Source organism: Pedobacter jeongneungensis (genome assembly GCF_039538295.1).
GTDB classification, from domain to species: domain Bacteria; phylum Bacteroidota; class Bacteroidia; order Sphingobacteriales; family Sphingobacteriaceae; genus Pedobacter; species Pedobacter jeongneungensis.
Window position 1 is genome coordinate 396,503 of record NZ_BAABBY010000003.1, and the last position, 12,584, is coordinate 409,086.

General features: G+C 40.5%; 15 protein-coding genes. 4 read left to right on the top strand and 11 right to left on the bottom strand.

Annotated elements, in window-relative coordinates; translation table 11 throughout:
• Positions 1 to 3 precede the first annotated feature (3 nt).
• The 4 genes from ABD769_RS07590 to ABD769_RS07605 all read left to right on the top strand — a co-directional run bounded on the left by ABD769_RS07590 (position 4) and on the right by ABD769_RS07605 (position 4,148).
• Complete coding sequence (locus ABD769_RS07590; RefSeq protein ID WP_344850807.1) at positions 4 to 2,427, top strand: glycoside hydrolase family 2 TIM barrel-domain containing protein; 2,424 nt, start codon at positions 4 to 6, stop codon at positions 2,425 to 2,427.
• A 201-nt stretch (positions 2,428 to 2,628) separates the two neighbouring features.
• On the top strand, positions 2,629 to 2,919 hold the full coding sequence (locus tag ABD769_RS07595; RefSeq protein ID WP_344850808.1) for a hypothetical protein: 291 nt from the start codon (positions 2,629 to 2,631) through the stop codon (positions 2,917 to 2,919).
• Between the two features lie 122 nt (positions 2,920 to 3,041).
• Positions 3,042 to 3,230, top strand: coding sequence for a cold-shock protein (locus ABD769_RS07600; protein ID WP_025142821.1), 189 nt, complete (start codon positions 3,042 to 3,044; stop codon positions 3,228 to 3,230).
• A gap of 384 nt (positions 3,231 to 3,614) precedes the next feature.
• Positions 3,615 to 4,148, top strand: coding sequence for a hypothetical protein (locus ABD769_RS07605; protein ID WP_344850809.1), 534 nt, complete (start codon positions 3,615 to 3,617; stop codon positions 4,146 to 4,148).
• A 1-nt stretch (position 4,149) separates the two neighbouring features.
• On the opposite strand, the gene ABD769_RS07610 is transcribed toward ABD769_RS07605, so the two are convergent.
• The 11 genes from ABD769_RS07610 to ABD769_RS07660 form a co-directional block, all read right to left on the bottom strand.
• Positions 4,150 to 4,491: a hypothetical protein gene (locus ABD769_RS07610; RefSeq protein WP_344850810.1), complete on the bottom strand. Its 342-nt coding sequence runs from the start codon at positions 4,489 to 4,491 to the stop codon at positions 4,150 to 4,152.
• A gap of 215 nt (positions 4,492 to 4,706) precedes the next feature.
• On the bottom strand, positions 4,707 to 5,615 hold the full coding sequence (gene moaCB, locus ABD769_RS07615; RefSeq protein ID WP_344850811.1) for a bifunctional molybdenum cofactor biosynthesis protein MoaC/MoaB: 909 nt from the start codon (positions 5,613 to 5,615) through the stop codon (positions 4,707 to 4,709).
• Between the two features lies 1 nt (position 5,616).
• On the bottom strand, positions 5,617 to 6,060 hold the full coding sequence (locus tag ABD769_RS07620; RefSeq protein WP_344850812.1) for a molybdenum cofactor biosynthesis protein MoaE: 444 nt from the start codon (positions 6,058 to 6,060) through the stop codon (positions 5,617 to 5,619).
• Position 6,061: 1 nt separating this feature from the next.
• The gene (locus tag ABD769_RS07625; protein WP_344850813.1) at positions 6,062 to 7,168 is read right to left on the bottom strand and encodes a ThiF family adenylyltransferase; all 1,107 of its coding nucleotides are present in this window, start codon (positions 7,166 to 7,168) and stop codon (positions 6,062 to 6,064) included.
• Positions 7,169 to 7,173: 5 nt separating this feature from the next.
• A complete protein-coding gene (locus ABD769_RS07630) occupies positions 7,174 to 7,407 on the bottom strand; it encodes a MoaD/ThiS family protein (protein ID WP_344850814.1) in 234 nt (77 codons plus the stop codon).
• A 4-nt stretch (positions 7,408 to 7,411) separates the two neighbouring features.
• Positions 7,412 to 7,909: a molybdopterin-binding protein gene (locus ABD769_RS07635; protein WP_344850815.1), complete on the bottom strand. Its 498-nt coding sequence runs from the start codon at positions 7,907 to 7,909 to the stop codon at positions 7,412 to 7,414.
• 1 nt (position 7,910) lies between these two features.
• The gene (locus ABD769_RS07640) at positions 7,911 to 8,651 is read right to left on the bottom strand and encodes a sulfite exporter TauE/SafE family protein (RefSeq protein ID WP_344850816.1); all 741 of its coding nucleotides are present in this window, start codon (positions 8,649 to 8,651) and stop codon (positions 7,911 to 7,913) included.
• A gap of 2 nt (positions 8,652 to 8,653) precedes the next feature.
• A complete protein-coding gene (locus ABD769_RS07645) occupies positions 8,654 to 9,832 on the bottom strand; it encodes a molybdopterin molybdotransferase MoeA (RefSeq protein WP_344850817.1) in 1,179 nt (392 codons plus the stop codon).
• 7 nt (positions 9,833 to 9,839) lie between these two features.
• The gene (moaA, locus tag ABD769_RS07650; RefSeq protein ID WP_344850818.1) at positions 9,840 to 10,820 is read right to left on the bottom strand and encodes a GTP 3',8-cyclase MoaA; all 981 of its coding nucleotides are present in this window, start codon (positions 10,818 to 10,820) and stop codon (positions 9,840 to 9,842) included.
• Complete coding sequence (locus ABD769_RS07655; protein ID WP_344850819.1) at positions 10,817 to 11,407, bottom strand: nucleotidyltransferase family protein; 591 nt, start codon at positions 11,405 to 11,407, stop codon at positions 10,817 to 10,819. Before ABD769_RS07655 ends, moaA begins: the two co-directional genes overlap by 4 nt.
• Positions 11,408 to 12,523 (bottom strand): XdhC family protein, encoded by a 1,116-nt coding sequence (locus ABD769_RS07660; RefSeq protein ID WP_344850820.1) that lies wholly within the window; start codon positions 12,521 to 12,523, stop codon positions 11,408 to 11,410.
• Positions 12,524 to 12,584: the final 61 nt, after the last annotated feature.

Consider the following 12,584-nt stretch of genomic DNA (forward strand, 5'->3'; position numbering starts at 1 on the left):
CGATTGAAGAAACTATTTTTTGCCATTTTTATACTTAGTCTTGCTTATTTAAATGTCGCTGCACAAAGGACTGAAATCTTACTCGATGAAGGCTGGAAATTCTCAAAAGGAAATTTTCCAAATGCTGCTGAAGCCGGTTTTAATGATACCCGCTGGGAAACGGTTACCGTTCCACACGATTGGGCCATCAGCGGACCTTTCGATAAGGAAATAGACAAGCAGGTAACCGCCATCACCCAAAACAACGAAACCAGGGCCAGTGAAAAAACAGGCAGAACAGGTGCCTTACCCTATATAGGCGAAGGTTGGTACAGGAAAAAACTCAATCTTCCAACGCTAAAGCCAAATCAGAAAGTTTTGCTACAAATTGATGGCGCCATGAGCGAGCCCCGTGTTTACCTCAACGGAAAACAGGTTGGGCAGTGGAATTATGGCTACAATTACTTTTATATTGATATCACCAATGATTTAAAAGTGAATGATAATTTATTGGCCATTCACCTTAAAAATATGCCAAAATCATCGCGCTGGTACCCGGGTGCAGGTTTGTACCGTAACGTACATTTGATTATTAAAGAAGAAAAAAGTATCGATCAATGGGGGATTACCGTTACCACACCAATCGTAAAAAAAGAATTTGCCAAAGTAAACATCAAGACCAAATTAACAGGGAGTGGTATTCGATTGGTAACGCAAATTTTAGATAGTTTAGGTAAACAGGTGGCTATTGATACAGCAAAAGGCATTTTTGGCAATGAGGCTGATCAGAATTTAGCAATCAGCAATCCGGTTCTTTGGAGCCCCGAGCGCCCATATCTGTACACAGCAGTATCAAGTTTGTATGAAGGAAACACTTTAAAAGATGTAGTAAAAACAAGATTAGGGATTAGAACGATTAGTTTCAGCGCAGGCATTGGCTTTAGCCTGAACGGTAAGGTACGAAAGTTTAAGGGCGTTTGTTTACACCACGATCTTGGTCCGCTTGGGACGGCCATTAATACCGCAGCTTTAAAAAGGCAGCTCACTATTTTAAAAGAAATGGGTTGCGATGCCATCCGTAGTTCGCACAATATGCCGTCGCCTGAGCAACTGGAGCTATGCGACGAAATGGGTTTTATGTTCCTCGCCGAGAGTTTTGATGAATGGGCAAAAGCTAAAGTAGAAAACGGTTACCACCTATACTTCAATACCGATGCCGAAAAAGATATTGTTAACCTGGTGCAGGCCAATAAAAACCACCCGTGTATTGTGATGTGGAGTTCAGGAAACGAAGTGCCAGATCAGTTCGGGGCCGAAGGAGTTAAAAGGGCAAAATGGTTGCAGGAAATTTTCCACCGGGAAGACCCTACACGTCCGGTTACCGTAGGCATGGACCAGGTGAAGGCGACGATGCAATCGGGTTTTGGCGCATTGATGGATATTCCGGGCTTAAATTACAGGGTACACCTTTACGAAGAAGCCAATAAGGTTTTCCCGCAGGGGTTTATCCTTGGTTCAGAAACGGCTTCAACCGTAAGCTCAAGGGGGATTTATAAATTTCCGGTGGTAAAAGGCTTTGATAAACAATATCCTGATTTTCAGTCCTCTTCGTATGATCTGGAATATTGTAGCTGGTCTAATGTACCTGACGATGATTTTGTAATGCAGGATGATAAACCATGGGTAATCGGGGAGTTTGTCTGGACCGGTTTTGATTACCTGGGCGAACCTACTCCGTATGATACCAGCTGGCCATCAAGAAGTTCCTATTTCGGGATTTCTGATCTTGCAGGTTTACCCAAAGACCGTTATTACCTGTACAGAAGTCGCTGGAATAAAACAAAACCTACTTTACATCTATTACCGCACTGGAACTGGGAGGGAAGAGAAGGTGAAACAACACCAGTTTTTGTGTACACCAGTTACGATAGTGCCGAGCTTTTTTTAAACGGGAAAAGTTTGGGGGTGCGGAAAAAAGATAAATCATCTCCGCAAAACCGCTACAGATTGATGTGGATGGATGTTAAATACGAACCAGGAATATTAAAAGTGGTAGCGCTTGACGGCAACGGAAAGCCTGTAGCAGAAGAAAAGATTACTACAGCCGGAAAGCCATACAAAATTGTATTAACGCCTGATCGAAAAGAAATTACCGCTGACGGAAAGGATTTGTCTTTTGTAACAGTATCGGTGGTTGATAAAAATGGAGTTCCTTGTCCTACAGCCACCAATGCCTTAAATTTTGAGGTAAATGGCGCAGGAACATTTAAAGCAGTTTGTAATGGTGATGCCACTTCAATAGAATCTTTTGTAAAACCAAGCATGAAATTATTCAGCGGAAAACTGGTTGTGGTGGTACAGTCTGATAAAAAAGGTGGTACAATAGCGTTGAAGGTTAAAGGTAAAGGATTAGAAAATGGAAATATAGAAGTTGTTTCGGCTAAATAACCAGGAGTTAATAGGTGGCGTTATTTCCAACTAAATTGGCAATGTTAATGCTTCAACGCGTTTAGAAATAGTAAAGCATAATAATCAATTCCACCGTCCATCTTACATTTTCCATTAAATAATGTATAGGAACTGTTACATTTTAATCTTATCAGGAATAATTTTTTAAATTAGCATATATTCAAAAAACCTGATAAGCTTATGGAAAATCTAAAAGAAGAAACCAAAATCAAAGCTTTCCTCACCAGGATAAAAGCAGAGTGGCCGGGCGTGGTAGAGCGCTTTGAGTTTAAAACAGGCAGTGTAATTTACGTTCATTTAAAGGAAGGAATATCGAGTATGGATTTTCTGGGTAAACTTTCCCGCCAGGTAGAACGTTTTGTAGATTTTAGCATGCCCATTATCCTTTATCACATCGAAAGTGATGGCATGAACTTAAGGTCGCATCCCATCAACTGGTATTCTCCAGTTACGCAGAGAAACTCGATTTAGTGTATTCAGATTTTGCTGTTTTAAATCTTTTTTCGCCGTAAACTCAATTTTGTTTGCCAGTAATTTTGGTTTTTGCGTTTTAATCCTATTTTTGAGTTTTAATTTAAAAAACATCCAGTATAATGAAAAACGGAACAGTAAAATTTTTTAACTCAGAAAAAGGCTTTGGCTTCATTAAAGAAGAAAGTGGATCTGAGATTTTTGTGCATGCATCAGGCCTGATTGATGAAATCAGAGAGAATGATACAGTTGAATACGAAGTTCAAGAAGGCAAAAAAGGCCTTAATGCAGTGAAAGTAAGAGTTGTTTAATTCTTCCCCAAAAAGATTTTGAGCAGGATTTAGTCCTGCTTTTTTTTTGCCCGGAGTTTAGTAAGCCGATTTTAAATCCAGTGGTTTAATTACTGAACAAAAAGACTGAAAAAATTTCTTTCTCATTTCTAGCCGATTACCGTTTTTAACTATTTTAACTGCATTCTGCATAGTTATTTTGTGGATTGGATTTTTATTTTTGTTATTGTCGATCTATTCGGCCGGAACCAAACAAATTAAAGATTTTTGCAACTTTCTATTTTTTCAATTCAGGAACCTGTTATTAGTAACAAACCTCTTGATCGGGGCACTTTTATGGCCGCGGCCCAGTTTGTAACTGCGCTAAATTTTGAAGCTGAATTTGAGCTTTTAAGCCTATCGGCCATGAGCACACAAGTGGGAGCAGTAAAAAAGGGCGGACTTATATTTGTACGTAACGGTAAGTTGAAAATGCACCCCGAAATTTATGATCATTTATCGTTGATATCAATTTCTTCTATTTGTGCAGGAAGCATTTACCTGCATGGCCTTGATAAAATTGCTGCAGAAATTGTAAACCTTCCTTACAGCGACGGACTTTTAAATCTTGAAGGTGCGGAAGAAGATTACATGGCCTTTAAACGGTTGTGCAGCCCGGTTTCGAGGTTTTTTTTAATACAGGCCAAAAAAGTACAGTGGTCAGCCATTCTATCCACCTTCAGGTTCCTGATGATGGAGGGCATCTGGGAGGTAGTAAGTTATGTTGCAGAGGCCATTAGCCAGGCTGATGCGGATGTACTATCTTGTATGCAACTTTTAGAAAAGATGCAGAAGGAAAAATGGTATCCTGAATTTTGCAGCTCCCTTAAAACATTTCACGCTTCACGATACCCTTTAAGTAAGGTTAAACTTGAATCTGAATTACCCGAAATGGCCTGAATTATTTCAGGTAATTATCTATTAATGCACTAATCTCATCACCAGGGGCTCTGTTACCCATATTGTTGAGTTTTTGTTGCGACGAATTGTGTTTTTCGATGTATGTAGCCTCTGTTTTATTAAATTTAAGATAACCCTGCTCAAAATAACGTTCTTCAATTTCGGTAGAAGAATCTAACGATCTGAACCATAATTTGATTAATGAACCTGTAAGCTTATCGTAATAAAGCCAGTGGTAGGTTGCTTCTGCATCTGCATTGTCGGGCAAATCAAGGCGTTGGATTTCTAGAATAGCGGTATCTGAATTTTGGAAAAAGTATAAAATCTTGTATTTAGACGACATGCCGCAAAAATAGGACTTAATTTTTTATCGCAAAAGAGTTTTTTGCTGTTTGGTATAATATTATTGACATTTGTATTGGTGAGGATCTGCGATCCTGCCGTTGATACCCGGATCTGTAATCCGGTTTAATTATAAAGGCCCACTAGCTGAAAGATTCTTCACTAGCGATGAATATTGGTATAGGTTGCGTTCAGAATGACAGATCAGTAGGGGATTTAATGTTTCTCTCCTTTTACTACCTTAAACAAATGCAAAACCTGTGGGAATAGTGCATCCATGCTTTCTTCTGCACCACTTTTTGAGCCCGGGAAGGTAAGCGCAAGCGTTTCACCAATAAAACCGGCTACGCCACGCGAAAGCATGGCATAAGGCATACGCTCCTGCCCGTAACGTCTGGCGGTTTCCATAATGCCCTCAATATTTCTGTCGATTAATGGTGCAATGGCCTCAGGAGTTACATCACGTGGCGAAAGGCCTGTACCTCCGGTAAAGATGACCAATTTAAATCCCGCTTTATTTAATTCGATAGCCTTATTTCTAATCGTTTCCATCTCATCCGGAACAATTTCATATTTCGCGGTATTAATTCCCCACTGTTCCAAACGCGCAATAATGGCCTTGCCGGAAGCATCCTGTGCTTTATTCTCGAAAACAGAATCAGAACAAACCACAACAGCAGTTTTAATTTCAGGGAATTTAGCATTTTTAAGATCCGACTTTCCGCCTGACTTTTTGAGTAACCTGATGTTTTCGATTTCTACACCCTTATCAATCGGTTTCAACATATCATACATTGTTAGCGCAGTAACCGAGGCGCCGTGCATGGCTTCAACTTCTACACCGGTTTTGTAAATGGTATGTACTTCAACGGTAATAATGATGGTTAAACCCACAATTTCGTAGGTAATGGCGGTGTATTCTATCGGGAGCGGGTGGCAATCGGGAATTACATCACTGGTTTTTTTTACGCCAAATAATCCCGCGGCACGTGCAAATTCGAACACATCACCTTTGGGTATTTTACGTTGCTCAATGGCGTCGATGGTTTCCTGCTTTGATACTTTTACGGTAGCGGTAGCAATAGCGATCCTTAAAGAGTTGGATTTTCTGGTGATGTTTACCATGTTATGTATTTTCTTTCCAATGATGTGTTTCGTCTTCGAATATTTCTTTGCCCCAGATCGGTAATTCGGCTTTTAAACGATCTACTACTTCGCTGCAGGCTTCTATTGCAGGTTTGCGGTGCGCGGAGGACGTAAAAACAAAGAGGCAGATTTCGCCTGTTTTAACCGTGCCCAAACTGTGGTAAATGTGCATGCAGTTGAGCGGGTATTTTTCGAAGATGTCTTCCCTGATCTGGTGCATTTTTTCGAGCGCGAGCTCATTATAGGCTGTGTATTCTATCGCAGCAACAAATTTACCGTCGATTTCATCTTTTCTCACCTGGCCCATAAAAATGCTATGTCCGCCGATTGCCGTTTTGCTGCTGTGCTTCGCAATGCTGTCGGCTATAAAAGCAGGCGTTATCGGACCGTTAACAAATATATTTTTTATCTTTTTTTCGCTCATGTTACGATCTTAAAAAATGATCTCTCCATTTTACAATCCCGCCTTTTAAACTATAGATTTTTTTGGCATCGCCATATTTTTCTTGTAATGCCTCAGCTGCGGCAACACTTCTGATTCCATGCTGGCAGATTAAAACCACATGTTTTTGATAAAATTCTTTATTTAAAAATGCGCCAAACTCCGACATCGGTACCTGCGTATAAATCTTCTTATCCAATACCGGAACTTCATGCTTTTCGCGAACGTCTATTAAAATAGCAGATTCCGACTGTTGCAGCCTTACCAGTTCGCTGGCGTCAATTTCTATGTAGCCCTGTGGTCCTTCGCTCGTATCCTGATAATCCATATTTAAAAATTCATCAACAGTTTTGGGCAGTGTATAACCGCTTCCGTGACTGATGCTAATGGTATATTGTTCTTGTGTAAGTAAGTTGTAATTTAATATTTTATTGGTGAGCGGCTGCCCGATTTTAGCAATCAATTTTATAGTTTCTGCTGCTGCCATGGTGCCTATTATTCCGGGCAATACGCCTATAATGCCATTTTCGGCACAGTTTGGAATTTCGCCTTTATCGGGTGGAACAGGGAATAGATCACGGTAATTGGTACTGGGCGTTAAATGATCGGGTGTGTTAAATATGGCCAGCTGACCTTCGAAACCCGAAACTGCAGCAAATATAAGCGGTTTGTTAAGCAGGGCACAGGCATCATTAATCAGGTATCTTGATTCAAAATTATCTGTACCATCCAATATATAATCATACCTGGATACAATATCGAGGATATTGTTTTTTTGTAGGCGGATGGGGTGCCGGATGATTCCGATCTGGGTATTCATTTCCTGTAATCGTTTTGCTGCTACCTCTACTTTCAGCTTACCGATATCTGCCGTGGTAAACAGAATCTGCCTGTGCAGGTTGGATAGCGAAATGGTATCATCATCAACAATCCCGATGTGGCCAATACCGGCAGCAGCGAGGTACTGTAGTGCGGGGCAACCCAGGCCACCAGCGCCAATTACCAGCACTTTAGCTTTTACAAGCTGTTGTTGTGCTTCCTCCCCAAATCCTTTCAGGATGATCTGTCTGTTATATCGCTCTGCACTCATATTATTTAACCGCCGGAAAACGGAGGCATAATGGCTATAGTAGCCTTGTTGATGATTTCGGTGTTCTCCTGAACAATATTTTTATTCAGGGCAAGTTTATATTTCATGCTTTTTAAAGCAGGAAACAGGTGCTCCAGATGTTTTTTAAAGTTATCGGTATCGGCAATCCCATCAAAATCAATCTTTTGATTGCTGATTAACTCGGAGATTTTGCCAAAACTGATGATTTCGATTTCCATGCTGCTAATTTACCTGTAAGATGCTGATTTTGCTTAATCCTTTTACAAATCTTCTTCCGGTAGCGAAATCGCTTGGCGTAATCATGGCAATATTTCCTTTTTCGGCCTTAGCAGGGTCGGTATCATAACTCCTCAGAACCAATATTTGATTTCCGGTAGGCGAATTAAAAATTTCATTCCATGAGTACACCACTTTATAGTTATCAGTTGCGGTAAAAACGAGGTAATATTCGCTCAATGTTTTTGGCGAAGCGGCATCAATTTCAACTTTGGCTAAAATATCTTTTAAAAGAACGCCTTTAATGTTTTTAATGCTGCTTTTACGTTGCATGAGGTGGTTAAAAATAGTCATACTATCCAAATTAACGGATTTATAAGCGCTTAAATTGTCTAAGGTTATTGTTAATGGTTTTTTAACCTTTCCTTCGATGGTAAATTGTTTGCTTTCTTGTGCCTTCGCAGTAAAACCTAAAAATAACAGGACGATGATGATGTATTTCATATTATGCATGCGTAAATAGTAATTTATAAGCAGCCAATGCGAGTACACAGGCCAAAACATTTTTTAAAACGGTTTGAGGAAATTTTAAGGCACCAAAATAAGCTCCACAGATGCCACCAGCAAATGCAACGCCCACATAAGTGAGCATATGACTGTTAAATTCGAACCCTTTGATCAGTTGTCCGCCTAAACCGGCAACGGAGTTTACAAAGATAAAAGCGGCACTAATGGCTGCCGTTTGTTTTTGATCGGTCCATTTTAAGAGCAAGAGAACCGGCGAAAGAATAATTCCGCCACCAATGCCGATCATGCCCGAAAGCAAACCAATAATGCCGCCAATTGCTAATGATAAAGGAATATTTGAAGGCTTAAAATCTTTCGGATCGGTATTTTGAAAAAAGAAGAAACGGATAACGGGGATTAATAAAAGTACACCTAAAATCTTTTTATAAATGGAGCTTTCAATGGCCATTGTACCACCAACAAAAGAGAGTGGGATAGAAGCAAGTGCAAAAGGCCAGAATATTTTCCACTTAAAATGACCGCCACGGTAAAACTGGATAAAGGAAGTGGAAGAAACAAACAGGTTGAGCAATAAGGCCGTTGGTTTCATAATGGCTGGCGAAATGGCAAAAATAGCCATTAATGCCAGGTAACCGCTTGCGCCACCATGCCCTACCGAAGCATAAAGAAAGGCAACAATGAATAGTAAACAGTAAAACAGGATAAAACTTTCTTGCATGGTTAATTTGGTAAAATCATTACAGTTAAAATATCGCCTTTTTCGAAATGCGCTTGTGTCTCGTTAAGGCAGATTAAACAATTTGCCTGTGCAAAAGAACTCAGGCGGTAAGATTCCTGTGCGTTTAAAGGAGTAACTTTTCCGTTTTCGTATTTTCCTTTCAGAAAATGAGTTAAACCAGGGGGCTTGCTATAAGGGTGGGTAAGCTCGGCCGCTACCTCGGTTACACTATTATTTTTTTGAGATAATATTTTTAGCGAAGGAAGTACATAATTATAATAGCAGCTCAGTACAGACGAGGGGTTACCCGGAAGTCCGAATACGAGTTTCTGACCACGGGTTCCAAAAAACAAGGGTTTACCGGGTTTCTGTTTCACCTTGTGGAAAACCTGTTTAATATTGCAATGGGCTGCCGCTTCGATCACAAAATCGTAATCGCCTACACTTACACCACCGGTTAGCAATACCAGGTCGCTACTTTCCAAAGCGGTTTGCAATACTTTTTTCAGGATTTCGAGGTCATCATCTGCTTCATAAATGCTGATCTGACTGATGCCTTCATGTTTTAAAGCTGCCGCGAGCGAATAGGAATTTGATTCGTACACCTGACCAAATGCTAAAGGCTTACCGGGTTCTTGTAGTTCTTTGCCTGTAACGATTATCGATACCATTGGCATAGGATAAATACTTACCTCATTAATGCCAATCCCCGCAAGAAAACCAATGGCAGCCGGGCTAAGCAAACTGCCTTTTTCCATGGCTAAAGCCCCGGCTTTAATTTCAGAACCTTTATCACGCACGTTTAAGCCGAATTTTAAATTGGGATCCTGTAAAGTAATTTTATCATCTGATCGCGTTATTTTCTCCTGCATGACTACGGTATCGGCTCCGTTTGGTAATGGTGCACCTGTAAAAATCCTACCCGTTTCGCCATTTTGGATGGTGATGTTTTGAGTAGTTCCGGCGGCCATTTCGCCAATGATGCGGAGTTCTTTTTCCTGATCTTCAAACTTTAAGGCATAGCCATCCATGGAAGACTGACGAAAGGCAGGAATATTGAATTGAGCATAAATATCAACAGCCAGTGTATGGCCGGCTGCTTTTGCCAGATCGATACTGATTGGGTTTAAAGGACTAATATGTTGAGAAATGAGGTCTTTTGCTTCTTTTACGCTGATCATGAAAATTTTATCCTCCAATGGTAATCATACTTCTGTTCTGAATGGTAGCAGCATCTATTTTTTCGAAATCGCTGGCCAATTGTCCGCCTAATGCCTGTTTTTTGCTCCAGATTGCCGATTGAATTAGTGGAAACACATCTTCATTTTTCCTCAGGGCGCTAAGCAAATCGGTTTCGCTATCAGAAAAAAGGCAGTTTTTTAATTTTCCATCTGCAGTTAGCCTCATGCGGTTACAGGTACTGCAAAAAGGGTGCGTCATGGTACTGATAATGGCAAAAGAACCTTCGTGACCAGGGATCATAAAATGTTTGGCTGTATCATTAGGCTCACCTTTAACTGGCAGAACTGTAAAATTCTTTTCAATTACGGCAAGGATTTCTTCTAAAGAGAACATTTGGTTACTCGTCCATTTGTTGCCGCTAAAGGGCATAAACTCAATAAAGCGAACCTGAATGGGGTTATGTTTAGTCCAGCTGATGAAATCCTTAATTTCGTTATCGTTAAGGCCCTTCATCACCACCATGTTAATTTTTACGTTGATTTTGTGCTGCAAAAGCAGTTCGATATTGCTGCGCACCTGATGAAATACATCCCTTCGGGTAACCATGAAAAATTTTTCGGGCTGAAGGGTATCCAGGCTGATGTTGATGGTTTTAACACCTGCATCTTTTAATACAGGCAGCATTTCTGCAATTCGGGTTCCATTGGTGGTAATTACCAGTTCTACCGGAAGTTTGCCTAATGCAGCAATAATTCGGGCCGCATCCTTTCTCACCAGTGGCTCTCCGCCTGTTAGCCTGATTTTTTTTACGCCATTGGCCACAAAAATTTCAGCCAGTTTGATAATTTCGTCGGTTTGCATTAACCTGGAAGCTGGAGTGAAATCATACTCTTCCTCCGGCATGCAATAAAAGCAGCGAAAATTGCAGTTATCGGTAAGCGATATCCGCAGGTAATCGTGTATTCTTCCAAAAGAATCTGCTATCATTCCTGGCTGATTAAATTATTGTAATCGGTTTCTGTATCAATGTCAGTTTCACCGCCGTCAAAAACTACGGTTTCTACATCCTGCTGATGTTGTTTTAATATTTTTTTGGCGCCATCTGTCCCTTTTAGTGCTAAAAGTGCATCAAAATATTGTTTCCCGAACAAAACAGGGGTACCAATCGTTCCGGCATAAGCACTGGCAATGATATTTTTGCCGGTTTCCTGATGCTTTTCGATTAAGTGATTAAAGGTACTCATTTTTATAAAAACCTGGTCGGCTACTGCAATAATGATACTTTCTGTTTTATCGTTTTTTTCAATCACAGCAGAAATTCCTGCAGCAATGCCCGATGCCATTCCGCTTTCCCAGTTTTTGTTGATCACGAAATTAACCTGATCGTTTTGATGTTTTGCCAATATTTCGTCAGCATATGCACCCAAAACCACTGTAACTGTTGCGCCAGCTGTTTTTAAAGCCTCATCAATCACGGTTTGGAGCAGGGTTTTTCCCTTATAATTTAAAAGCTGTTTTGGTTTGCCCAAACGGGATGAATTTCCTGCGGCCAAAATGATGATTTCCGGTTTCATTTAGCTGTTATTTAATCCATAAACATGGATGGGGGTCTTTTTATCCTTTAAAAAAACTGCTGAAGCACCTGTAAATACCGATTTTATCTCTGCCAGGATAGAAATGGCGATCTCTTCGGCCGTTTCTGCGCCAATATCCAGGCCAATTGGTCCGTGTACGCGGTTTTCATTTTCAGGGGTGGCAAGGTTCAGTTCATCAAGCATTCTGAGGAGCTTTTTCTTTGGACCCAATGTGCCGATGTATGATGCTTTGGTACTTAATAAATGTTTAAGCAGTTCGATATCATAATTGTAATTATGTGTCATCAGTACAAATGCGGTTTGTTCATCAATATCGATTTGGCTCAGTACATTTTCGGATTTACTTACCAGGATTTTGGTTGCATTTGTAAAACGCTGTGCTGTGGCATGGGTAGGTCTGCCATCAATTATGGTTACTTCCCAGCCTAAAAGGTACGCCATTTCGGACAAAGGCTGTGCATCGTTGCCGGCGCCTGCAATAATTAGTGAAACAGGAGGGTGGATAAGTTCGATAAAAGCATCTGTATCCTGATCACCGTAATTATATACTTTAAATGCTGCCGTTTTACCGGCACAAACTTCTTTAGCATCTTTAATGATATCTTCTTCAATTTCCGCTGGTATTTTGGATAGGATAGCATCTTTTTTAAAAAGCATACTGGTTCCCAACTGCAGTTTACCATTTAAGGCAAAAAGTGTTGTTAAAATGGCATCTTCCCTTTTATGCTGCAATGCCGTTAAAATGGCAATGGGGTTTAATTTGTCTTCTTCGTTAATGGGTTCGAAAAGGATATGTACTATGCCATTACAACCCAGCTGAACGCCAAATTTGGCATCATCTTCGTCGGTGGTATCGTATGTAATCAGCTTGTTTTCCTGTTGTACAATTGCCGAGAGTGCTTTTCGTAACGCATCGCCCTCTAAACAGCCTCCGCTAATGGCGCCGGTTAACTGGCCATCTTCGGTAATCAGCATCCTGGCACCCGGCCTGCGGTAAGAAGAACCTTCTACCTTAACCACCGTTGCTAAGGCAGTTTTCTTCTTTTCCTTTGTTGCTTTCTGGTATGCCTTAAGGATATCGGTAATTTCTTTCATCAGGGAATGTAATAGCTGCAATTTAATGATAATCTATTACAAATGTTGAAAGAGAAGGATA